Source organism: Streptomyces sp. AN091965, assembly GCF_022698285.1.
Classification (GTDB): Bacteria; Actinomycetota; Actinomycetes; order Streptomycetales; family Streptomycetaceae; genus Streptomyces.
This window is the reverse complement of sequence record NZ_JALDMY010000001.1, coordinates 3,686,163-3,708,114: the sequence shown is the minus strand read 5'-3', so window position 1 is coordinate 3,708,114 and position 21,952 is coordinate 3,686,163. Positions and strand designations below refer to the sequence as shown.

Sequence of the window (21,952 nt, the reverse complement as noted above, 5' to 3'; positions counted from 1 at the left end):
GTCAGGCGGCGGCGGGGAGCTCGCGCTCGGCGCCCGCGGCGAGGGCGCCGAGGAGGACGGCGATCCGCTGCGAGGCGAGGCCGTCGCCGAACGGGGACGGCAGCCCGGCGAGGTGCCGCAGGCCGTCCTGGCCCTCCGCGAGGCGGCGGCGCGCCGCGCGGCCGATCTCCCGGCCCGGCGGGACGAGCTCGGCGAACCCGGCGTCCATGGCCTCGGGCCGCTCCGTGGACCGGCGGACGACGACCAGGGGCCGGCCCAGGACGGTGGTCTCCTCCTGGATGCCGCCCGAGTCGGACACGATGACGGCGGCGTGCCGGGCGAGGCCGAGGAACTCGCCGTAGCCGAGGGGTGCCAGCTCGGTGAGCGGTTCGAGCAGGTGCGTGAGCCCGGCCGCCTCGATCCGGGCGCGGGTGCGCGGGTGGACGGCGAACAGGACCGGCAGTTCCTCGGCGAGGGCGGCGAGCTCGCGCAGGACGGCGGCGAGCGCGGCGGGGTCGTCGGTGTTCTCCGGGCGGTGCGCGGTGGCGAGGACGTAGCGGTCGGCGCTCACGCCGTGCGCGGCGAGCAGCGCGGCGCGCTCGTCGGCGGCGGGCAGGTGCTCCTGGACGGCCTCGACGACGGTGTTGCCGGTGACGGTGATCCGCCCGGCCGGGACCCCTTCGGCGCGCAGCAGGTCGCGGTTGTCCTCGGTGGCCGCGCAGAGCACGTCCGCGAGCTGGTCGATGACGACGCGGTTGTGTTCCTCGGGCATCGCCCGGTCGTGGCTGCGCAGGCCCGCCTCGACGTGGACGAGCGGCAGCGAGCGGGCGTTCGCGGCGAGCGCCCCGGCCAGGGCGGCGTTGGTGTCGCCCTGCACCACCACGGCCAGCGGCGGCTCCTCGGCGAACAGGGTGTCGAGCTGGGCCAGGGCCGCGGAGATCTGCACGGCGCGGGGCTTGCCGCCGATGCCGTCGAGCAGGGTGGGCTCGGGCAGGCCCAGCTCGGTGAGGAACCGGCCGGAGAGCGCGGCGTCGTAGTGCTGGCCGGTGTGCACGAGGTGTGCGGCCGGGCCGAGGATGCGGACCAGGTGGGCGATCTTCACCAGTTCGGGGCGGGTGCCGATGACGATCGCGACCGAGCGGGGCGGGAGGGCGGGGGCGTGCAACGGGGCTCCTGGCGGGTGGGGCTTGGCGATACGCAGGAGCTTGTGGGGCGTGGGTTGCGGCGGCGGCTCGCCTTCGGTTGCCCAACGGTTGCGGCGCCTGCGGCCGCACGTGTTCAGGGCCTTGGCCCCGGCCCACAGGTCCCGCCCGCCCGGGACTTTGGTCCCTCGGCCCGGGGGATCCAGCCCGTCCGGCGTTTGAGGACGAGGCGCGGAGCGCCGCCGAACGGGGGTCCAAGGGGGCGGAGCCCCTTTGATCGGGAAGGGGCGGGTCAGGGGCGCCCCGCGAGGGCAGCGGACCTCAGCCCTCGCCCCGGTAGCGGTAGCCGAGCCCCCGCACCGACTCCAAGGGGTCGCCCCCCTCACCCACCGCGAGCTTGCGCCGCAGCCGGAGCACCGCGAACTTCACCCGCTCCCGCCCGCTCCCGCCGGGGTCGTCCCAGACGAGGTCGAGGAGTTGCTCGATGGTGACGACCCGCCCCCGGTTGCGGACGAGGACCTCAAGGAGCCGGTACTCGATCGCGCTGAGCCGCGTCTCGTGGCCCTGCCACACCGCCGACCGCCGCTCGGGCACGAGCCGCAGGCCCGCCTCGACGTAGTCGCCCCGCCACTGCCCGGGGTTGGAGCGCCGAAGGAGCGCCTCCACGCGGGCGAGCAGCTCGACGTGGTCGAAGGGCTTGCACAGGTAGTCGTCGGCGCCGGAGCGAAGGCCGCGGACGCGCTCGGCGGGGCTCGTGCGGCCGGAGAGGATGAGGACGGGCAGGTCGGTGAGGTCGCGGGTGCGGTCGAGGACCTCCCAGCCGTCGAGGCCGGGCAGGACCAGGTCGAGCACCATGAGCGCGGGCCGCCGGGCGAAGAGGAGCTTGAGCGCGGCCTGCCCGTCGTCGGCGGTGACGACGTCGTACCCGGCGCGGGTGAACAGGACCCGCAGGGCGAGCCCCAGGTCGGGGTCGTCCTCGACGAGCAGCAGCCGGGTCATGCCGGGCCGGTCCCGGGCGGGCCGCCGAGCGGCAGCCACACCTCCACGCCGGTGCCGTGCCCCTCGTCGCTGTGGACGGCGACGGTGCCGGAGTGCAGCCGTACGGCGTCGCGTACGACGCTCAGGCCGAGGCCGGTGCCCGGATAGCCGCCGCGCCGGGCGTTCGGGGCGCGGACGAACTCGGTGAAGACCTCCTCCTGGAACTCCTTGGGGATGCCGATGCCGCTGTCGGTGACGGTGATGCGCCAGCCGGGCGGCGCGGGCGGCTCGGCGGTGCCGGGCCCGTCGCACGGCCGGGCGGTGACGGTGACGGTGCCGCCGGCGGGGGTGAACTTCACGGCGTTGTCGAGCAGCGAGGCCAGCGCCCGCTCCAGCTGGTCGGCGTCGCCGGTCAGCGGTGGCCGGCCGCCGCCGGGCAGGTCGAGGGCCATGAAGACGCCGTCGCGGGTGGCCCACGGGGTGATGTCGTGCACCAGGCGGGTCAGCAGGCGGCCCGGGTCGAGCGGGGCGAAGGAGGGCGGTGCGCCGCTCGCGGCCTCCGCGTACCGGTGCAGGAGCCCGTCGGCCATGTCCTGCATGCGGGTGGCGGCCCGCCGGATCGTGTCCAGGTACGCGCGCTGGGCCTCGTCGAGGGCGCCGCCCGCGGGGTCGCTGAGGAGTTCGCAGAAGGTGAGTACGGTGGCCAGCGGGGTGCGCAGCTCGTGCGAGGTGCGGGCGGCGAACTCGGCGCGGTCGCGGGCCAGTTCGCCGAGCGTGTCGATGTGCCGGTGCAGGTCGGCCTCGTAGCGGCGCTGCTCGGTGACGTCCTCGACGAGCCACAGGACGCCCAGGTGCCGCTCGCCCGCGTCGATGGGCTGGCGGCTGCGGCGCAGCGTGCGCCCGTCGCGGAGGCGGAGCTCGGCCCTGCGGACGAACTGGCCGCGCAGCGAGCGCAGCGCGGCGGTGTCGCGCTCCGGGAGCAGCCGCGTCACGGCGTCGGCGATGGGGTCGGCGGGCGCGCCCGTCGAGGTGTCGACGCCGTGCAGGCCGCAGATCTCCGTGAACTGGGGGTTGGCCGCCACGACCCGGCCGTCGTCGCCGACGAGCAGCGCCCCCATCGGGATGGCCCGCAGCACGGCCGCGGAGAACGGGGCGTGCAGGCCCCGGGGCTCCGTCGTCATGCGCGGGGCCTAACCGGCGGGCTCGGCCGCGGGCGGGCCCAGCGGTTCGGGGCCCGGCGCCGGGGCCAGGCCGAGCCGGTCGAGCTCGGCGTCCGCGAGCGCGTCCAGGGTGCGCGGGTCGGCGGTGCGCCAGCCCTCGGCGAGGCTGCCGGGGGTGGCGTCCGGCAGGGCGGCGGCGGTCGCGGCTACCTCGTCGAGGGGGCGGAGCAGCGCGCGCAGGGCGAGCAGCTCGCGCCCATTGGCGAAGGCCCCGAGTTCGCGGGCGGCGGCGGCCTGCCGCACCCAGCGCACCCGGCGCGGCAGCCAGAGCGCGAGGACGAGGCCGATGGGCAGCAGGAACAGGCCCGCGGCGGCCACGGCGAGCGCGGCGCGCAGCGTCACCGGGTCGACGTCGTCGACGAAGCCGACCACCGAGCGCAGCGCGGCGCCCACGTCGTCGCCGACCAGGGGCAGGCGCGCGGCGGGGGACCGCGACGAGGCGACGCCCGAGTCGGGGCCGGGGCGGCCGAGCAGCACGGCGAGCCGGTAGGCGACGAGGGCGGCGGCGGTCCACAGCGCGGTCCACACCAGGACGGCCGCGTCCCCGGCGAGCTGACGGGTCCTGCGACCCGGATTCTGGGCATACCACATGGTCCGATTGGAACGCCGGTCCGCGCGGGGGCGGGGCCGCCGCGCCGGGGAGTACACCCGTTGTCGTACGAGGACGACGCCCGGCTCCGGCCCGTGCCGTGCGGCGCGTCACTCCGTCGGGCGGGCGGGCGGGCCGGAAGTCCGATGTGTCGGGTCGAAGGCCTCAGCGATGATGGAGGGGATATGCACGACCGGCCCGCCGCTGTCACGGCGCTCAGCCAGGCGGTGGCCGCGGGCCGTCGCCTCGCTCGGCGTTGCACGCGTGAACCTCGTGTACTCGACCTCCTCACGGCGGGCTCCTGCCTCGCCCTGATGGCCCTGGACGTGCCGGGCCTGGCCGCGGCCGACAATTCGCTGACCGGGGTCACGGCCGCGCTCGTCCTCACGGCGGGCGCGGCGACGCTGCTGCTGCGGCGGGTCGCGCCGTGGGTGCCGTACCTGGTGGCGCTGGTGCTGCTCGGCTGGCTGCACGAGCTGACGCTCGCGCAGTTCGCCCTGTACTCGCTGGCCCGCTACCGGGGCCGCCTGGCCGGGGCCGTGGGCGTGATCGGCTATGTGTCCTTCGCGTACGTGATGTTCAATCTGCCCGGCTGGCCGGTGCACAGGGGCGACACGCTCAGCGAGTTCCTCAGCCTCGTCGTGCCGATCGGGGCGCTCGCCGCGGGCGTCGGCGTCGCCGCCAACCGGCAGGACCTCGTCCGCGCGCTTGAGGCCCAGCGGGCCGAGACGGAGACGCTGCAGGCGGTGCAGCGGGAGCGGGCGCGCATCGCGCGCGACGTGCACGACTTCGTCGGCCGCGAGCTCACGCTGCTCAGCGTCCGCTCCCAGGTGCTCGCGCGGCGCGCGGCGGGCGGCCCGCACGCCGACGGCTTCGAGGAGCTCTCCGAGACCGCGCGCTCCGCGCACCGCATGCTGAACGAGATCATCGTCCAGCGCGGCGTCGACGGCCGCCCCACACCCGGCGTGGAGGCCCTCCCCGAGCTGGTCCGGCGCAGCGCCCTCGCGGGCAGCCCCGTCGACCTGCACGTCGACGCCGCGGCCCACCGCCTCTCGCCCCTGCGCCAGGCGGCCGTGCACCGGGTGGTGCAGGAGTGCCTCACGAACGCGGCGAAGTACGCGCCCGGGGAGGTCGTCACGGCCCGCGTCACCGTCCGGGAGGGCCGTCTGCGCGTCCGCGTCAGCAATCCGCTGCCCTCCGTGGGGCCCGCCGGGGAGCCCGACGGGCCCGCGGCGCCGGTGTCCGCGGGGACGGGGACGGCCGGGATGGGCGAGCGCGTCCGGACCCTGGGCGGCACGTTCTTCGCGGGCCCGCGCGACGGCTCGTACGAGGTCGAGGCCGACCTCCCCACCGACGAACCGGTCTGACCCCGCACCCTCCGCGAAGGAGCGGGGCCTCAAGGGCTCAGGCCGCGGACATGACCCGCTCGAGTCCGTCGAAGTCCTCCACGCACTTCCCGCACCCCAGCGCCACGCTGTCCAGCGGGTCGTCGGCCGCGAAGACGGGAATCCCGGTCGCGGAGGCGAGCCGCAGATCGAGGCCGGGCAGCAGCGCCCCGCCCCCGGTGAGGACGATGCCGTGCTCCATGACGTCCCCGGACAGCTCCGGGGGACACTCCTCAAGGGTGGCCCGCACCGCCGCGATGATCGCCTCCACGGGCTCGTCGAGAGCGGCCCGCACCTCCCGCACGGTCAGCTCCACCGTCTTGGGCAGACCGCCCACCTTCTCGCGGCCCCGCACGGTGAAGGTGCGGTCCTCGAAGGAGTCCTCGCCGGGCACCGGCCACGCCGAGCCGATCCCGACCTTGATGTCCTCGGCGGTGCGCTCGCCGATGAGGAGGGCGTGCTCCTTGCGGACGTAGTCGGTGATCGCGGTGTCGAGGCGGTCGCCGCCGACGCGCAGGGACTGGGCGGTGACGATCCCGCCCAGGGAGATCACGGCGACCTCGGTGGTGCCGCCGCCGATGTCGACGACCATGGAGCCGCGCGGCTCCGCCACGGGAAGCCCCGCGCCGATCGCCGCCGCCATCGGCTCCTCGACGAGGTGCACGGCCCGCGCCCCGGCCCGCTGCGCGGCGTGCACGATGGCGCGCCGCTCGACGGGCGTGACGCCGCTGGGGACGCACACCACCATGCGCGTACGCGGGCGGCGCCCCGGGACGGCCTTGCGCACGAAGTGCCGGATCATCTCCTCGGCCGCCTCGAAGTCGCTGATCACGCCGTCCTTGAGGGGGCGGATGGCCGTGATGGAGCCGGGCGTGCGGCCGATGGTCTCCTTGGCCTCCGTCCCGACGGCGAGCGCGGCGCGCGCGCCTTCCTTGACGGCGACCACGGACGGTTCGTTGAGCACGATGCCCTGACCGCGGACGTACAGAAGCGTGTTGGCGGTGCCGAGGTCGATCCCTATGTCCATGATCGCCAAGTTTGCCGGGCCCATTCGGGCGACGGAGGGACCAAGGTCCCGAATCGGACAGGCCTAAAGTCCCGACCCGTGGCGGAGGCGGCCCGCGCGGCCTCCGCGGGCGGCCGCCCCGGGCCGATCGGGCACGGGGGAGCGGGGTCCGGGGCGGGCGGGGCCCCGCCCGCCCGGCCGCTGTCGGTGGGTCTCCGTAGACTGGCGTACGTGAGTGACCTCCCTCCGAACGACAGCCCGCGCGACGACGAGACCGGCCCGGCCGACTCCTTCGACCAGTTCGACGACATCGTCGCCGCCGAAACGGACCGCGACCCCGACCTCGCCGTGATCGAGGCGGGCAGCCGCACCCTGCGCACCCAGGGCGGCCCGCCGCAGGGCGACGTCCCGTCCCGCCCCGCCGACCCCGAGGTGGACAGGGCGCTGCGCGAGGTCGAGGGGGAGCTCGTGGCCCGCTGGCCCGAGACCAAGCTGGACCCGTCGCTGCGGCGCATCGCCCTGCTGATGGACGTCCTGGGCGAGCCCCAGCGCGCGTACCCCTCGATCCACATCACGGGGACGAACGGCAAGACGTCCACGGCCCGCATGATCGAGGCGCTCCTCGGCGCCTTCGAGCTGCGCACCGGGCGGTACACGTCCCCGCACGTCCAGTCGATCACGGAGCGCATCAGCCTGGACGGCGCCCCCATCGACCCCGAGCGCTTCATCGAGGCGTACCAGGACATCAAGCCGTACGTGGACCTCGTCGACGCCAAGGAGGAGCACCGCCTCTCCTTCTTCGAGGTACTCACGGGCATGGCGTACGCGGCCTTCGCGGACGCCCCGGTCGACGTCGCCGTCGTCGAGGTCGGCATGGGCGGCACCTGGGACGCGACGAACGTGATCGACGGCGCGGTCGCCGTCGTCACCCCCATCGACCTGGACCACACCGACCGGCTCGGCACCACGCCCGCCGAGATCGCCGTCGAGAAGTCCGGCATCGTCAAGCAGGACGCGACGGTCATCCTGGCCCAGCAGCCGGTGGACGCCGCGCAGGTGCTCCTGAAGAAGGCCGTCGAGGTGGACGCGACGGTCGCCCGTGAAGGCTTGGAGTTCGGGCTCATCGGCCGCCAGGTCGCCGTCGGCGGCCAGCTGCTCACGCTGCGCGGCCTCGGCGGGGAGTACGAGGAGGTGTTCCTGCCGCTGCACGGCGAGCACCAGGCGCACAACGCGGCGGTGGCGCTCGCCGCCGTCGAGGCGTTCTTCGGCGTCGGCGCCCAGCGCGTGGAGCCCCTGGACATCGACACGGTCCGCAAGGCCTTCGCCGCGGTGGCATCCCCGGGCCGCCTCGAAGTCGTCCGCCGCTCGCCCACGGTCGTCCTCGACGCCGCGCACAACCCGGCGGGGGCCCGTGCCGCCGCGGCGTCCATCAGCGAGGTCTTCGACTTCAGCCGGCTGATCGGCGTCCTCGGCGTGAGCGACGGGAAGAACGCGCGCGGCATGCTGGAGGCCTTCGAGCCGATCTTCGCCGAGGTCGTCGTCACGCAGAACTCCAGCGACCGCGCGCTCGGCGCCGACGAGCTCGCGGCCATCGCCGTCGAGGTCTTCGGCGACGACCGGGTCCAGGTCGAGCCGCGTATGGACGACGCCCTGGAGGCGGCGATCACCCTCGCCGAGGAGGAGGGCGAGTTCGCGGGCGGCGGCGTCCTGGTCACCGGCTCCGTCATCACCGTGGGCGAGGCCCGACTGCTCCTGGGGAGGGGCTGACCGCCGTGCGTACGCTCTGTTCTTCGACCCTCATCGGGGAGTTCCTCGTCATCGGATTCGCCGGTCTGGTCGCCATGAAGGACCCGGACCTGGAGACGAGCACGGTCTGGACGGTGTGCGGCGTCGCGATGGCGCTGTCCGTCCTGCTGTGCGGCATGGTCACCCGGCCGGGTGGGGTCCAGCTCGGCTGGGCCCTGCAGGTCGCGCTGATCGCGAGCGGCTTCGTGGTGCCGATCATGTTCTTCATGGGGGCGATGTTCGCCGCGCTGTGGTGGGCGTCCGTGCACTTCGGCCAGAAGATCGACGAGGCGAAAGCGCGGTTCGCCGCGCTGGCCGAGCAGGGGGAGGCCTCCGGGGGCTGACCCGGCCTCCCCCCCGGGGCCCCGGGGCCGTGCATCGCGCTGCGCGCTCGTCCTCAAACGCCGGACGGGCTTTCTTCGGCCCCCGGCCTCGTCCTCAAACGCCGGACGGGCTATTTCCCCGAACTGCCGGAGTGGCTCGATATCGCGCTCACCCGATGGCCACCCTCCGTAGTGCCCCCGGTATCGTGCGGAATCCATCCCATGTGATCGTGAAAACACCTCTTGGAGCCGCACACCATGAGCCAGCGCACGCTCGTTCTTCTCAAGCCCGACACCGTTCGCCGGGGACTGATCGGGGAGATCATCGGCCGTATCGAGCGCAAGGCGGGCTGGACCATCTCCGCGCTGGAGCTGCGCACCCTTGACCAGGACACGCTGGAGGCGCACTACGGCGAGCACAAGGGCAAGCCGTTCTACGAGCCGCTGGTCGCGTTCATGGCCTCCGGCCCGGTGGTCGCCCTCGTCATCGAGGGTGAGCGCGTGATCGAGGGAATGCGCCAGCTCGCGGGCCCGACCGACCCGATCGCCGCCGCGCCCGGCTCCATCCGCGGCGACTTCGGCAGCATCGTCCGGGAGAACCTCGTGCACGCCTCCGACTCCGAGGAGTCCGCCGAGCGCGAGCTCAAGATCTTCTTTCCGGGTCTCGTCTGAGGTTCCGGGTCCTGACATGTAGTCAGTGCGATCGCTCCACCGACCAGGGACGGCCGAAGAAATTCGGCCGTCTTTTGGCATATGCGCCCCGATTGGGGGAACCCGTGCCTCGGATGGCACGTCTCCAAGAGCGGGGCGCCACATCATCTGCTGACAATGGCGGAGACCCTCGCGCCGTGTGCGTGCGGGCGAGACTACGATGGAAGCCTCCACGCCACACAGCACCCACCTCGCCTACCTAACAAGCCATCACACGCTCCACTAGGGAAGGCCAGACGCATCCTCATGGGGAACAACATGTCGTTCATCGGCCGTGACATGGCTGTCGACCTCGGGACCGCCAACACGCTGGTGTACGTCAGGGGTCGGGGGATCGTACTCAACGAGCCGTCCGTCGTCGCGATCAACACCAACACCGGCGGCATCCTCGCGGTCGGCGCAGAAGCGAAGAAGATGATCGGGCGCACGCCCGGCAACATCGTCGCGGTGCGTCCGCTGAAGGACGGCGTCATCGCCGACTTCGAGATCACCGAGCGGATGCTCCGCTACTTCATTCTGAAGATCCACAAGCGTCGCTATCTGGCCCGCCCGCGCGTCGTCGTCTGTGTGCCCTCCGGTATCACCGGGGTCGAGCGCCGCGCCGTCATCGAGGCCTCCTCGCAGGCGGGTGCCCGCCAGGTGCACATCATCGAGGAGCCCATGGCCGCGGCCATCGGCTCCGGCCTCCCGGTCCACGAGGCCACCGGCAACATGGTGGTGGACATCGGCGGCGGCACCACCGAGGTCGCCGTCATCTCCCTCGGCGGAATCGTCACGGCACAGTCCATCCGCGTCGCGGGCGACGAGCTGGACAACGCGATCATCCAGCACATCAAGAAGGAGTACTCCCTCCTCCTCGGTGAGCGCACGGCCGAGCAGATCAAGATCACCATCGGTTCCGCGTACGACATGGACGCCGACGAGCACACCGAGATCCGCGGCCGCGACCTGGTCTCCGGCCTGCCCAAGACCGTGGTGATCTCCGCGGCCGAGGTCCGCAAGGCGATCGAGGAGCCCGTCAACGCCATCGTCGACGCGGTCAAGACCACGCTCGACAAGTGCCCGCCCGAGCTGTCCGGCGACGTCATGGACCGCGGCATCGTCCTGACCGGCGGCGGCGCGCTCCTGCGCGGCCTCGACGAGCGGCTGCGCCGCGAGACGGGCATGCCGATCCACATCGCCGAGGACCCGCTGGACAGCGTGGCGCTCGGCTCCGGCAAGTGCGTCGAGGAGTTCGAGGCGCTCCAGCAGGTGCTCGACGCCCAGCCCCGCCGCTGACCCGTAGGGGACGACGACAGGGACGACGTCCCGCCGCGTGACACCAGGCGCCCGGTCACTACAGTGGCCGGGCGGCCGCGTCCGCTGACCGGACGTCACGACCCGCACACGACCTGACGTGAAAAGGTCCGCCGTACGAGTGCCTGCCGCCTCGTGCGGCGGATCGTTGATATATAGGCAAGGCATAAGAATTCCGCGGACTTCGGGGCTCCGGGGACCCCGCGGGCTCACATTCCGCAGATTCCTACTTGAGGAAGGCACGGCCGCCGCACGTGAGGGACACACGAGAGAGCCGGCTGCTCCTGGTGCTGCTGATCGCCATCGCGTTCGCACTGATCACGGTGGACATCCGCGGTGGCGAGGATTCACCGGTCGACGGTGCCCGCCAGGCCGCCGCCACGGTCTTCGGCCCGGTCGAGGACGGCATGGCGGGCGCGGTGGACCCGATCGGCAACGCCATCGGCGCGGTCCGCGACTCCGGTGGCCGCCACGACCGCATCGCCCAGCTGGAGCGGGAGAACGCCGCGCTCAAGGCCAAGCTCGGCAGCGACGACCGCAACCGCAGCCGGGTCAAACAGCTCGACTCCCTGCTCAAGACGGCGGGCGCGGGCCAGTACGGCATCAAGGGCGCGGAGGTCATCGGCATAGGAGCGGCCCAGGGCTTCTCCTGGACGGTCACCATCGACGCGGGCGCGAACGACGGCCTCAAGCGCGACATGACGGTCCTCAACGGCGACGGCCTGGTCGGCCGCGTCACCACCGTCGGCCCGTCCACCGCGACGGTGCTGCTCGCCAACGACCCCGACTTCACCGTCGGCACCCGCATGGAGAAGACCGACGAGCTCGGCTTCGCCTCCGGCCAGGGCGACCGCCCGCTGCGCGTCCAGATGCTCAACGGCAAGGCGAAGATCAAGAAGGGCGACCGCCTGGTCACCTTCGGCTCCCAGGCCGACAAGCCGTTCGTGCCGGGCGTCCCCGTCGGCCAGGTCGTCCGCGTCGACCCCTCCGGCGGCGACCTGACCCGGAACGTGTACGTCCGGCCGTATGTCGGCTTCACCAAGCTGGACGTCGTCGGCGTCGTCGTCGAGGCCCCCCGCAAGGACCCCCGCGACACCGTCCTGCCGTCCAAGCCCGCCAAGCCCAAGCCCGCCCCCACCGTCACGGTCACCGCGACGCCGTCCGGGCAGGCCCCCGCCGACGGCACCGAGCGCGACGAGCAGTAGGAGCACTGACACCATGCGCTTCAACCGGATCCTGCTCTCCAGCGCCCTCGTCGTGGTCGCCCTCGTCGTCCAGGTCAGCGTGCTCGCCCGGCTCCAACTCCCGGGCGCCGTACCCGACCTGGTCCTGCTCACCGTCCTCGGCCTGGCCTTCGTGTACGGCCACGTCGGCGGCGCCCTGATCGGCTTCGGCGCGGGCCTGCTCACCGACCTGGCACCGCCCGCCGACCACGCCGCGGGGCGCTACGCCCTCGTGCTGTGCGTCATCGGCTACCTCGCGGGCCTCGCCAAGCCCGAGACCGGACGGCTGCGCTCCGCCAGCGGCCCGCTCTTCGTCGTGGTCGGCGCCGCCGTCGGCTCGACGCTCCTGTACGCGGGCGTGGGCGCCCTCGTCGGCGACGACGCGGCCCGCCACGTCGGCCTCGGCGGACTCCTGTTCACGGCCGCCCTGTACGACCTGCTGCTCGCGCCGTTCACCATTCCGCTGATCATCGCGCTCGCCCGCCGCGCCGAGAACGACCCGCTGGGCGAGACCGCCACGGGCGCCAAGGCCGCCGACGTCTCCTCGGGCTTCCTGTCCTCCGGCACCGGCCTGAGCATCGGCAGCCAGCGCGGCGGTGGCCTGCGCACCAAGGCGGCCAAGGTCCGCGCCGCCCGCGCCGGACGCATCAAGGGGGTCAAGCGCCTGTGAGCGCACCGCAGTCGACGCACGGAACCAGGGGAGGGGCGCAGTGACCGTCCGCCCGTCGTCCGCCACCGCCCTTCCGCAGAGGGGGCTGCGCCCATGACCAACATCCCGGAGACGGGCCGCACGCCACGCGTCCAGATCCGCCTCGTCGTCATCCAGATCCTCGTCGTCTCGCTGCTCCTCACCCTCGGCGGCCGCCTGTGGTACCTCCAGGTCCGCAACGGCGCCGAGTACGCCGAGGAGGCCTCCGGCAACCACGTCCAGCAGGTCGTCCAGCCCGCCGTGCGCGGCGAGATCCTCGACGCCCGCGGCGTGCCCATCGCCGACAACCAGACCCGCCTCGTGGTCTCCGCGTCCCGCACCGAGCTGATGAAGATGAAGGACGACGGCAAGGGCGTCCTCACCAAGCTCGCCGACGTCCTCGGCATGAGCCCCAAGGACGTCTCCGACAAGGTCCGGCTCTGCGACTCCAAGACCCCGCAGCCCTGCTGGAACGGCTCGCCGTACCAGCCCATCCCCATCACGGACGAGGCCACGCCCAAGCAGGCCCTGCAGATCCGCGAGCGCTCCGAGGACTTCCCCGGCATCACCGCGGAGCCCACCGCCGTGCGCCGCTACGCCGCGCCGGGCAAGTCCAACACCGCCCAGGTCCTCGGCTACCTCTCGCCCGTCACCGACGACGAGATCAACAAGGCCAAGGACACCGACTCGCCGTTCCTGCGCTCCGACCAGGTGGGCCGCTCCGGCCTGGAGCGGACGTACGACAAGCAGCTGCGCGGCAAGGCGGGCGTCACCCGCTACGAGGTCGACAACCTCGGGCGGGTCATAGGGAAGGCCAAGTCCGACAAGGCCGAGCCCGGCTCGAACGTCGTGACCAGCATCGACGCCCGCGTCCAGGCGGTGTCCGAGTACTGGCTGAACAACGCCATGAAGAAGGCACGCGACGAGTTCGACAAGAACACCGGCGAGAACTACAAGGCCGACGCGGGCGCCGTCGTCGTCATGGAGAACAAGACCGGGCGCGTCGTCGCCATGGCCTCCAACCCGACGTACGACCCGAACGCCTGGGTCGGCGGCATCTCCGGCAAGGACTACGCCAAGCTCACCGGCAAGAAGTCCAACTACCCGCTCCTGAACCGCGCCATCCAGGGCCAGGCCGCCCCCGGCTCGATCTTCAAGGTCATCCCGACGACCGCCGCGGTCAACGCGGGCTACGAGTTCAACGGCCGCTACCCCTGCCCCAGCTCGTACTCCATCGGCGGCCAGGTCTTCAAGAACTTCGAGTCCCAGGGCCACGGCAGCATCACCCTCGGCCAGGCCCTGGAGGTCTCCTGCGACACCGTCTACTACAAGCTGTCGCACGACGAGTGGCGCAAGGACGGCGGCAACAAGCCCGCGAAGGACCCCAAGGATTGGTTCTACCGGACCGCCCACCAGTTCGGCCTCGGCAAGGAGACCGGCGTCGACCTGCCGAACGAGGTCAGCGGCCGCGTCCCCGACCGCCAGTGGAAGAAGGACTACTGGAAGGCCAACAAGGACGCCTGGTGCAAGCAGGGCAAGAAGAGCGGCGACTACGCCGAGCGCATCGCCTACGAGAACTGCCTCGAAGGCATGAAGATGCGCGCCGGTGACTCCGTCAACTACTCCATCGGCCAGGGCGACACGCTCGTCACGCCCATCCAGATGGCCACGATCTACTCCGCCATCGCCAACGGCGGCACCCTCTACAACCCCACCGTCGGCAAGGCGATCATCAGCCCCGACGGCAAGCACGTCGAGGAGATCAAGCCCGAGGCGCACGGCAAGCTGCCCATGGACGCGGCCCTGCGCAAGGACATAGACGGTGCCCTCGCCGACGTCGCCACCAAGGGAACCGCCGCCTGGCGGTTCGGCGGCTGGCCGCAGGACAAGATCCCGATGCACGCCAAGACGGGCACCGCCGAGGTCTACGGCAAGCAGACGACGTCGTGGTTCGCGACGTACACCAAGGACTACTCGATCGTGATGACGATCTCCCAGGGCGGTACGGGCTCCGGCGCGTCCGGGCCCGCCGTGCGCCAGATCTACAACGCGATCTACGGCCTGGACGACAGCGGCAACCAGGACCTCAAGAAGGCCCTGCTGCCCCAGCCGCAGAAGTCCCTGCCGAAGATCGAGGCCGACGGCTCCATCGACGCCCCGAAGATCAAGCCGTACAAGCCCGGCAAGCCCAAGCCGCCGCAGGAGCTGACCGACCAGCAGCAGGACCAGGACCAGCAACAGGACCAGGACCAGCAGCAACAGGATCAGCAGGACCAGGACCAGCAGGAACTCGCGGGCGCGCCCGCGGGCTGGAGGCGCGACTGATGTCCCGCCCGTCTCCCACCACCGCCCTTCCAAGGAATGGGCTGCGCCCATGACCATGAACAACGGTTTCTCCGTCTCGGGCTACGGCCCCGAGCGCTCCACCATGGCCCGCCTGTTCGCCCGCGACTCGCTGCTGCGCAGGCTCGACTGGTGGATACTGCTCGCCGCCCTCGCGCTCTCCGTGATCGGCTCGGCGCTCGTCTACTCCGCGACCCGCAACCGCACCGAGCTGGTCGGCGACGACCCGTACGCCTTCGTGACCAAGCACGTCATCAACATCGGCATCGGCCTCGCGCTGATGGCGGGCACGATCTGGCTCGGCCACACCATGCTGCGCACCGCCGTGCCGATCCTCTACGGCATCTCGGTCTTCCTGATCCTGCTCGTCCTGACCCCGCTCGGCGCGACCGTCAACGGCGCCCACGCGTGGATCGTCATCGGCGGCCAGTCGCTCCAGCCCTCCGAGTTCTGCAAGATCACCATCATCCTGGGCATGGCGATGATGCTCGCGGCCCGCGTCGACGCGGGCGACCGGGAGCACCCCGACCACCGCACCGTCGTCCAGGCCCTCGGCCTCGCCACCGTACCGATCATGATCATCATGCTGATGCCCGACCTCGGCTCGGTCATGGTGATAGTGATGATCGTCCTCGGCGTCCTGCTCGCCTCCGGCGCCTCCAACCGGTGGGTCTTCGGACTGCTCGGCGCGGGCGCGCTCGGCGGCGTCGCCATATGGCAGCTCGGCGTCCTCGACGACTACCAGATCGCCCGCTTCGCCGCCTTCGCCAACCCCGCGCTCGACCCGGCGGGCGTCGGCTACAACACCAACCAGGCCCGCATCGCCATCGGCTCCGGCGGCCTCACCGGCACCGGGCTCACCCACGGCTCCCAGACCACCGGCCAGTTCGTCCCCGAGCAGCAGACCGACTTCGTCTTCACCGTCGCGGGCGAGGAACTGGGCTTCGTCGGCGCGGGCGCGATCCTGCTCCTCCTGGGCGTCGTCCTGTGGCGCGCCTGCCGCATCGCCCGCGAGACGACCGAGCTGTACGGCACGATCGTCGCCGCCGGGATCATCGCCTGGTTCGCCTTCCAGGCCTTCGAGAACATCGGCATGACCCTCGGCATCATGCCCGTGGCGGGCCTGCCGCTGCCCTTCGTCTCCTACGGCGGAACCTCCATGTTCGCCGTCTGGGTGGCCGTCGGCCTCCTCCAGTCGATCAAGGTGCAGCGGCCCCTGTCGGCCTGATCCCGTCACCGGGGCGCCCAGGGACTGCCGGGCGCCCCGGATCGCGTCTAGATTCGGCTCATGGCGGAGACGAAGCGCGAGATCGAGCGGAAGTACGACGCCGGGGCCGGCCAAGGCCTCCCTGACCTAAGCGGCGTCGCCGGAGTCGCCGACGTCATCGACAAAGGCGTCACCGACCTCGACGCGGTCTACTACGACACCGCCGACCAGCGCCTCGCCCGCGCCGCCATCACCCTGCGCCGCCGCACCGGCGGCTCCGACGCGGGCTGGCACCTGAAGCTCCCCGTCTCCCTCACGGACGGCGTGCGCGACGAGATCCAGGCCCCCCTGTCGGACGACGTGCCGCCCGCGCTCACGGGACTCGTCCGCTCCCGGGTGCGCGACACCCCCCTGGTGCCGGTCGTACGCCTCCGCTCGGCGCGCGCCCTGCGCCACCTCGTCGACGCGTCGGGCACTCTCCTCGCCGAGGCCAGCGTCGACGACGTACGGGCCCAGCGGCTGCACGACGGCTCCGCCACGACCGCCTGGACGGAGATCGAGGTCGAACTGGCGGAGGAGACGCCCCCGACCCTCCTGGACAAGGTCGAGAAGAGGCTGAACAAGGCGGGGGTACGCCGCGCGACGTCGACATCGAAACTGGCGAGGGCCCTGGCCGAAACGGCGGACCCCGCCGACAGCAGGCGTCCGGCGCGGCCCTCGGCGCCCGGCACGGACGACTCGGCCGGGAGTCACGTCCTGGCGTACCTCCACGCACAACGCGAAGCCCTCGTGGCCATGGACCCCGCCGTCCGCCAGGACCTCCCCGACTCCGTCCACCAGATGCGCGTGGCGACCCGCCGCCTGCGCAGCGCCTTCAAGACGTACCGCAAGATCCTCGACCGGAACGTCACCGACCCGCTCGGCGAGGAGCTGAAGTGGCTGGCCGGCGAACTGGGCGTGGACCGCGACCGCGAGGTCCTCACCGAGCGCCTGACCACCGCCCTCGCGGACGTCCCCCGCACGCTGCGCCTCGGCCCCGTCCGCGCCCGCCTGCGGATCTGGTCGATCGCGGGCCGCACCGGATCGCGCCGCAAGACGGTCGCCGTCCTCGACTCGGCGCGCTATCTGGCCCTCCTCGACGCCGTCGACGCGCTGCTCGCCGACCCGCCGCTGCGCGAGGCCGCCGCGGCCCCCGCCGAGAACGCCCTGCCCAAGGCGGTGCTCAAGGACTTCGACCGGCTCGCGGCCCGCGTGGACCAGGCCCTCGCCCTGGCCCCCGGCGAGGAGCGCGACGTGGCGATGCACGAGGCCCGCAAGGCCGCCAAGCGCGCCCGGTACGCGGGCGAGGCCGCGAAGCCCGCCCTGGGCAAGCCCGCGAAGCGCTTCGCCAAGCGCATGAAGGCCGTGCAGAGCGTCCTCGGCGAGCACCAGGACAGCGTCGTCGCCCGCGAGGCCCTGCGGAACCTGGCGATCCAGGCGCACGCGGCGGGTGAGTCCGCGTACACCTGGGGCCTGCTGTACGGCCGCGAGGAGGCGGCCGCGGCGGCCCGGGAGCGGGAACTGCCCGAGGTGTGGGCACGGGCGGCGGCACCGAAGGTGCGGAGCGCGCTCGGCGGCTGAGCCCGCGGCGGGGTGGGCCGATCGAGGTACGGGGCGCGGGCCCGGCCACGTTAGGCTTGAGGGTCACCCCTGTCAGCTCACGAAGGTCCAGCGATGTCTGTCGAGTCGGTTTTCCCACAGCTCGAAGCCCTGCTCCCGCATGTGCAGAAGCCGATCCAGTACGTAGGCGGCGAGCTCAACTCCACGGTCAAGCCGTGGGACTCCTGTGACGTCCGCTGGGCGCTCATGTACCCGGACGCGTACGAGGTCGGTCTGCCCAACCAGGGCGTCATGATCCTCTACGAGGTCCTGAACGAGCGCGAGGGCGTCCTCGCCGAGCGCACGTACAGCGTGTGGCCGGACCTTGAGGAGCTGATGCGGGAGCACAAGGTCCCGCAGTTCACGGTGGACAGCCACCGGCCGGTCAAGGCCTTCGACGTGTTCGGCCTGAGCTTCTCCACGGAGCTCGGCTACACGAACATGCTGACGGCCCTGGACCTCGCGGGCATCCCGCTGGAGGCGCGTGAACGCACTGTCGACGACCCGATCGTCCTCGCGGGCGGCCACGCGGCCTTCAACCCCGAGCCGATCGCGGACTTCATCGACGCGGCGATCATCGGCGACGGCGAGCAGGCCGTGCTCGACATGACGGAGATCATCCGCGTCTGGAAGGCCGAGGGCCGCCCCGGCGGCCGCGAGGAGGTCCTCTTCCGCCTCGCCAGGACCGGCAACGTCTACATCCCGGCCTTCTACGACGTCGAGTACCTCCCGGACGGCCGCATCGGCCGCGTCGTGCCGAACAAGTCCGGTGTGCCGTGGCGCGTGTCCAAGCACACCGTCATGGACCTCGACGAGTGGCCGTACCCGAAGCAGCCGCTGGTCCCGCTCGCGGAGACCGTCCACGAGCGCATGTCCGTGGAGATCTTCCGCGGCTGCACACGCGGCTGCCGCTTCTGCCAGGCGGGCATGATCACGCGCCCGGTGCGCGAGCGCTCGATCACGGGCATCGGCGAGATGGTCGACAAGGGCTTGAAGGCCACGGGCTTCGAGGAGGTGGGCCTGCTCTCCCTCTCGTCCGCCGACCACTCCGAGATCGGCGACATCGCCAAGGGCCTCGCGGACCGCTACACCGAGGACAAGATCGGCCTGTCCCTCCCCTCCACCCGCGTGGACGCCTTCAACGTCGACCTGGCCAACGAGCTGACGCGCAACGGCCGCCGCTCCGGCCTCACGTTCGCCCCCGAGGGCGGCAGCGAGCGCATGCGCAAGGTCATCAACAAGATGGTCTCCGAAGAGGACCTCATCCGGACCGTCGCCACCGCGTACGGCAACGGCTGGCGCCAGGTGAAGCTGTACTTCATGTGCGGCCTGCCCACCGAGACCGACGACGACGTCCTGCAGATCGCCGACATGGCGATGAACGTCATCCAGAAGGGCCGCGAGGTCTCCGGCTCGAACGACATCCGCTGCACGGTGTCCATCGGCGGCTTCGTGCCGAAGCCCCACACCCCGTTCCAGTGGGCGCCGCAGCTCAGCGCCGAGCAGACGGACGAGCGCCTCACCAAGCTGCGCGACAAGATCCGCGGCGACAAGAAGTACGGCCGCTCCATCGGCTTCCGCTACCACGACGGCAAGCCCGGCATCGTCGAGGGCCTCCTCTCCCGCGGCGACCGCCGCATCGGCGCCGTCATCCGCGCCGTCTACGAGGACGGCGGCCGCTTCGACGGCTGGCGCGAGCACTTCTCCTACGACCGCTGGATGGCCTGCGCCGACAAGGCCCTGCCCGCCTTCGGCGTGGACGTCGACTGGTACACCACCCGCGAGCGCACCTACGAGGAGGTCCTGCCCTGGGACCACCTGGACTCCGGCCTCGACAAGGACTGGCTCTGGGAGGACTGGCAGGACGCCCTCGACGAGACCGAGGTCGAGGACTGCCGCTGGACCCCGTGCTTCGACTGCGGGGTGTGCCCGCAGATGGACACCCACATCCAGGTCGGCCCGACCGGCAAGAAGCTGCTGCCGCTCACGGTCGTCAAGTAGGCGGTCCGGGGCGTCGGCGCCGGCGTCGCAGTTCGGAAACGGGGGGAACGGGGTGCCGGTGGCGGCGTCTCACTAGGCATGGACCTTGAGAAGGGGCTCCCGCCGGAGCCGCAGCCGCAGCCGCAGTGGAAGCCGTGGCCCGAGCGGGTGCCGGAGGTGGCTGCCGAGCCGGTGGCCGCCGTGCCCGTGTCGCTGACGAAGGACGCCCCCGAGCCCGCCCCGCGGGCCGAGGGGTGTCTCGTGGTGGCGCTGCGGCTGCCGGTGCGGATCGTGGTCCTGGTGCTCGTGGTGCCGGTGCGAATCGTGTGGGACGCCCTGGTGGTGTGCGCGCGGTTCGTGTACGACCGGGCGCTGCGGCCGGTCGGCCGGGCGCTCGGGTGGGTCTGGCGGGGGATCGCCGCCGTCCTCGCCATCATCGGCAAGGCCCTCTTCGTCTGGCCCTGGGTGGCCCTGTGGCGCCATGTGCTCAAGCCGGTCGGGCTCGGGCTCCTCTGGCTGGCCCGCCTGCTGGTCGTCGTCCCCGCCGTGTGGGCGTACCGGCGGGTGCTCACGCCGCTCGGGCACGGGCTCGTCCTGCTGGGGCGGATGCTCGTGGTGGTGCCCGCGCGGTGGCTGTACGCGCGCCTCCTGACACCGGTCGGGCACGGTCTCGCGTGGCTCGCGCGGGGCGTGTGGTGGGTGGTGCGGGGCATCGGCCTCGGGTTCTGGTGGGTGCTGCGGGGCATCGGGATCGTCGTCGGCACCCTCTTGCGGTGGATCTTCGTGGTGCCCGCCGTCGCCCTGTGGCGGTGGGTGCTCGCGCCGGTCGGCCGGGCCGTCGCGTTCGTCGCGGGGGAGATCGGGGACGCGTTCGGACACGCCTGGCGGGTCGCCGGGCACATCTCGCGGGCCGTGTGGCGCTTCCTCTGCCGACTGCTCCAGTTGGTCTTCGTGGAGCCGGGGCGCTGGGTGTACCGGCACCTCTTCACACCGGTCGGACACGTCCTGCGCGACGCGCTGTGGCGCCCGGCGGGCCGGGCCGTCCGGGCCGTGGGCCACGTCGCCCGCGCGGCACTCGGCTCCGTGCGCGACAGCGCGCGGGAGGCCCGGGCGGACTTCCGGCGGCTGCTGTTTGGCTCGTCCCGCGAGAAGCTGTCCGTCACCGAGGGTCCCGGGGCCCGGAGGGAACCCGCGGGCGGCGAAGCGCGTACTCTAGACAAGAAGGTCCGGCGCGAAATGTCCCCGCCGAAGCGAGGATGATCCGGACCACGACACCGGGCAAGCGTCCGCCCGGACGTGCTCCCCGCCCATGTGGGGGCAGCGTCACGGACCGCGTACACGAGGAGAAGTTCCCCTGGGCAAGCGACAGCCCGAAGGCCCGCCGCCCGCGCCCGTGGCGCAGCGCATCCGTCTGCGTTACACCAAGCGCGGCCGCCTCCGGTTCACCAGCCACCGTGACTTCCAGCGCGCCTTCGAGCGGGCGTTGCGCCGCGCCGAGGTGCCCATGGCGTACTCGGCGGGCTTCACCCCGCACCCGAAGGTGTCGTACGCCAATGCCGCACCCACCGGCACGGGCAGCGAGGCCGAGTATCTGGAGATCGCGCTCACCGAGCCCCGCGACCCGCAGAAGCTGCGGGAGCTGCTCAACGAGTCGCTGCCCGCCGGGCTCGACATCACGGACGCCGTCGAGGCCCGCACCTCCGGGCTCGCCGACCGCCTGACCGCCTCCGTGTGGGAGCTGCGCCTCGACGGCGTGGAGACCGCCGACGCCGAGCGGGCCGCGGACGCCTTCCGCGCCGCCGAGACCGTCGAGGTCCAGCGCCGCACGAAGAACGGGATGCGCACGTTCGACGCCCGCGCCGCCGTCGTGAGCCTGGGCGCCCTCACCCCGGAGGCGCTCGCCTCCGTCGCTGATAGGCCGACCGACAAGCCCTGTGCGATACTGCGGCTGGTTGTGCGGCACGTGACACCTGCCGTCCGACCCGACGACGTCCTGTCCGGTCTCCGAGCTGTGGCCGACCTGGCGCCGCCGGTCCCCGCAGCGGTGACCAGGCTGGCGCAGGGGCTTTTCGATGAAGAGACCGGCACGGTGACCGACCCGCTCGCGCCCGACCGCGAGGCAGTCACGGCCGCCCCGGCCGATCGGCATCCCGATGCGGGGGCCGCCGCAGCTGCCGCCGCGAAGGCGCCGGCGCCGGAAGGTCCCGCGTAGGGGCGCTCGCCGAGCACACCGCAGCGCCGCCCTTGGTACTCGGGAGCCACCTGGGCCGGGCGGCGCACTGACCAGAAGACTTTCGCCAGGCCGTCCGCCAGGAGCGTACGGAACCGGCGAGACAAGACATAGACAGCTCCCGTGCGGCGCCCGCGCCCTCGGATGGCGGCCCCGCGCGACATGCGAGGGCCGCGGGTACGTCCGGCTTACGGCGCGGCGCCCGGGAGCGTGACGGGAGAACCGCCCG

At 72.5% G+C, this 21,952-nt stretch carries 18 protein-coding genes; 13 read left to right on the top strand and 5 right to left on the bottom strand.

The genetic code is table 11. The annotated features are described in order from the left end of the window. Position 1 precedes the first annotated feature (1 nt). The 4 genes from wecB to MQV74_RS15450 all read right to left on the bottom strand — a co-directional run bounded on the left by wecB (position 2) and on the right by MQV74_RS15450 (position 3,910). The gene (wecB, locus tag MQV74_RS15465) at positions 2 to 1,144 is read right to left on the bottom strand and encodes a non-hydrolyzing UDP-N-acetylglucosamine 2-epimerase (RefSeq protein WP_242718053.1); all 1,143 of its coding nucleotides are present in this window, start codon (positions 1,142 to 1,144) and stop codon (positions 2 to 4) included. 298 nt (positions 1,145 to 1,442) lie between these two features. Next, on the bottom strand, positions 1,443 to 2,120 hold the full coding sequence (locus tag MQV74_RS15460) for a response regulator transcription factor (RefSeq protein ID WP_242718051.1): 678 nt from the start codon (positions 2,118 to 2,120) through the stop codon (positions 1,443 to 1,445). Then, positions 2,117 to 3,280 (bottom strand): PAS domain-containing sensor histidine kinase, encoded by a 1,164-nt coding sequence (locus MQV74_RS15455; protein WP_242718049.1) that lies wholly within the window; start codon positions 3,278 to 3,280, stop codon positions 2,117 to 2,119. The genes MQV74_RS15460 and MQV74_RS15455 overlap by 4 nt, the downstream gene beginning before the upstream one ends. A 9-nt stretch (positions 3,281 to 3,289) precedes the next feature. Beyond that, positions 3,290 to 3,910, bottom strand: coding sequence for a hypothetical protein (locus MQV74_RS15450; protein ID WP_242718048.1), 621 nt, complete (start codon positions 3,908 to 3,910; stop codon positions 3,290 to 3,292). A gap of 183 nt (positions 3,911 to 4,093) precedes the next feature. On the opposite strand from MQV74_RS15450, the gene MQV74_RS15445 reads away from it, so the two are divergent. After that, entirely contained in the window at positions 4,094 to 5,275 is a 1,182-nt protein-coding gene (locus MQV74_RS15445; RefSeq protein ID WP_242718046.1) for a sensor histidine kinase, read from the top strand. 37 nt (positions 5,276 to 5,312) lie between these two features. On the opposite strand, the gene MQV74_RS15440 is transcribed toward MQV74_RS15445, so the two are convergent. Beyond that, positions 5,313 to 6,320 (bottom strand): rod shape-determining protein, encoded by a 1,008-nt coding sequence (locus MQV74_RS15440; protein ID WP_278194157.1) that lies wholly within the window; start codon positions 6,318 to 6,320, stop codon positions 5,313 to 5,315. Between the two features lie 210 nt (positions 6,321 to 6,530). On the opposite strand from MQV74_RS15440, the gene folC reads away from it, so the two are divergent. The 12 genes from folC (at position 6,531) to MQV74_RS15380 (ending at position 21,705) form a co-directional block, all read left to right on the top strand. After that, entirely contained in the window at positions 6,531 to 8,066 is a 1,536-nt protein-coding gene (gene folC / locus MQV74_RS15435) for a bifunctional tetrahydrofolate synthase/dihydrofolate synthase (protein WP_242718042.1), read from the top strand. A gap of 5 nt (positions 8,067 to 8,071) precedes the next feature. Beyond that, a complete protein-coding gene (locus tag MQV74_RS15430) occupies positions 8,072 to 8,428 on the top strand; it encodes a DUF4233 domain-containing protein (protein ID WP_242718040.1) in 357 nt (118 codons plus the stop codon). A 237-nt stretch (positions 8,429 to 8,665) separates the two neighbouring features. Next, the gene (gene ndk, locus MQV74_RS15425; RefSeq protein ID WP_242718038.1) at positions 8,666 to 9,079 is read left to right on the top strand and encodes a nucleoside-diphosphate kinase; all 414 of its coding nucleotides are present in this window, start codon (positions 8,666 to 8,668) and stop codon (positions 9,077 to 9,079) included. A gap of 297 nt (positions 9,080 to 9,376) precedes the next feature. Then, positions 9,377 to 10,396 (top strand): rod shape-determining protein, encoded by a 1,020-nt coding sequence (locus MQV74_RS15420; RefSeq protein WP_030362602.1) that lies wholly within the window; start codon positions 9,377 to 9,379, stop codon positions 10,394 to 10,396. A gap of 272 nt (positions 10,397 to 10,668) precedes the next feature. Beyond that, positions 10,669 to 11,619, top strand: a complete 951-nt coding sequence (gene mreC, locus MQV74_RS15415; protein WP_242718036.1) for a rod shape-determining protein MreC — start codon at positions 10,669 to 10,671, stop codon at positions 11,617 to 11,619. 13 nt (positions 11,620 to 11,632) lie between these two features. Next, positions 11,633 to 12,307 carry a rod shape-determining protein MreD gene (gene mreD, locus MQV74_RS15410; protein WP_242718034.1) on the top strand — a complete coding sequence of 225 codons (675 nt, stop codon included), beginning with the start codon at positions 11,633 to 11,635 and terminating at the stop codon, positions 12,305 to 12,307. 93 nt (positions 12,308 to 12,400) lie between these two features. After that, on the top strand, positions 12,401 to 14,650 hold the full coding sequence (gene mrdA / locus MQV74_RS15405) for a penicillin-binding protein 2 (RefSeq protein WP_242718032.1): 2,250 nt from the start codon (positions 12,401 to 12,403) through the stop codon (positions 14,648 to 14,650). Positions 14,651 to 14,699: 49 nt separating this feature from the next. Beyond that, positions 14,700 to 15,896, top strand: a complete 1,197-nt coding sequence (rodA, locus tag MQV74_RS15400; protein WP_242718030.1) for a rod shape-determining protein RodA — start codon at positions 14,700 to 14,702, stop codon at positions 15,894 to 15,896. A 60-nt stretch (positions 15,897 to 15,956) separates the two neighbouring features. After that, on the top strand, positions 15,957 to 17,495 hold the full coding sequence (locus MQV74_RS15395; protein ID WP_242718028.1) for a CYTH and CHAD domain-containing protein: 1,539 nt from the start codon (positions 15,957 to 15,959) through the stop codon (positions 17,493 to 17,495). Positions 17,496 to 17,588: 93 nt separating this feature from the next. After that, positions 17,589 to 19,514 carry a TIGR03960 family B12-binding radical SAM protein gene (locus tag MQV74_RS15390; protein WP_242718026.1) on the top strand — a complete coding sequence of 642 codons (1,926 nt, stop codon included), beginning with the start codon at positions 17,589 to 17,591 and terminating at the stop codon, positions 19,512 to 19,514. A 78-nt stretch (positions 19,515 to 19,592) separates the two neighbouring features. Next, on the top strand, positions 19,593 to 20,753 hold the full coding sequence (locus MQV74_RS15385; RefSeq protein WP_242718024.1) for a hypothetical protein: 1,161 nt from the start codon (positions 19,593 to 19,595) through the stop codon (positions 20,751 to 20,753). A 49-nt stretch (positions 20,754 to 20,802) separates the two neighbouring features. Next, positions 20,803 to 21,705: a TIGR03936 family radical SAM-associated protein gene (locus tag MQV74_RS15380; protein ID WP_242718022.1), complete on the top strand. Its 903-nt coding sequence runs from the start codon at positions 20,803 to 20,805 to the stop codon at positions 21,703 to 21,705. The last annotated feature ends 247 nt before the right edge of the window (positions 21,706 to 21,952 follow it).

What these genes read in the sequence shown, in the direction of transcription:
- MQV74_RS15460 (WP_242718051.1), bottom strand. Translation starts at nt 2,120, where the DNA reads ATGACCCGGCTGCTGCTCGTCGAGGACGACCCCGACCTGGGGCTCGCC.
- MQV74_RS15455 (WP_242718049.1), bottom strand. Translation starts at nt 3,280, where the DNA reads ATGACGACGGAGCCCCGGGGCCTGCACGCCCCGTTCTCCGCGGCCGTG.
- MQV74_RS15450 (WP_242718048.1), bottom strand. Translation starts at nt 3,910, where the DNA reads ATGTGGTATGCCCAGAATCCGGGTCGCAGGACCCGTCAGCTCGCCGGG.
- MQV74_RS15445 (WP_242718046.1), top strand. Translation starts at nt 4,094, where the DNA reads ATGCACGACCGGCCCGCCGCTGTCACGGCGCTCAGCCAGGCGGTGGCC.
- MQV74_RS15440 (WP_278194157.1), bottom strand. Translation starts at nt 6,320, where the DNA reads ATGGACATAGGGATCGACCTCGGCACCGCCAACACGCTTCTGTACGTC.
- ndk (WP_242718038.1), top strand. Translation starts at nt 8,666, where the DNA reads ATGAGCCAGCGCACGCTCGTTCTTCTCAAGCCCGACACCGTTCGCCGG.
- MQV74_RS15420 (WP_030362602.1), top strand. Translation starts at nt 9,377, where the DNA reads ATGTCGTTCATCGGCCGTGACATGGCTGTCGACCTCGGGACCGCCAAC.
- mreD (WP_242718034.1), top strand. Translation starts at nt 11,633, where the DNA reads ATGCGCTTCAACCGGATCCTGCTCTCCAGCGCCCTCGTCGTGGTCGCC.
- mrdA (WP_242718032.1), top strand. Translation starts at nt 12,401, where the DNA reads ATGACCAACATCCCGGAGACGGGCCGCACGCCACGCGTCCAGATCCGC.
- rodA (WP_242718030.1), top strand. Translation starts at nt 14,700, where the DNA reads ATGACCATGAACAACGGTTTCTCCGTCTCGGGCTACGGCCCCGAGCGC.
- MQV74_RS15395 (WP_242718028.1), top strand. Translation starts at nt 15,957, where the DNA reads ATGGCGGAGACGAAGCGCGAGATCGAGCGGAAGTACGACGCCGGGGCC.
- MQV74_RS15390 (WP_242718026.1), top strand. Translation starts at nt 17,589, where the DNA reads ATGTCTGTCGAGTCGGTTTTCCCACAGCTCGAAGCCCTGCTCCCGCAT.
- MQV74_RS15385 (WP_242718024.1), top strand. Translation starts at nt 19,593, where the DNA reads ATGGACCTTGAGAAGGGGCTCCCGCCGGAGCCGCAGCCGCAGCCGCAG.
- MQV74_RS15380 (WP_242718022.1), top strand. Translation starts at nt 20,803, where the DNA reads ATGTGGGGGCAGCGTCACGGACCGCGTACACGAGGAGAAGTTCCCCTG.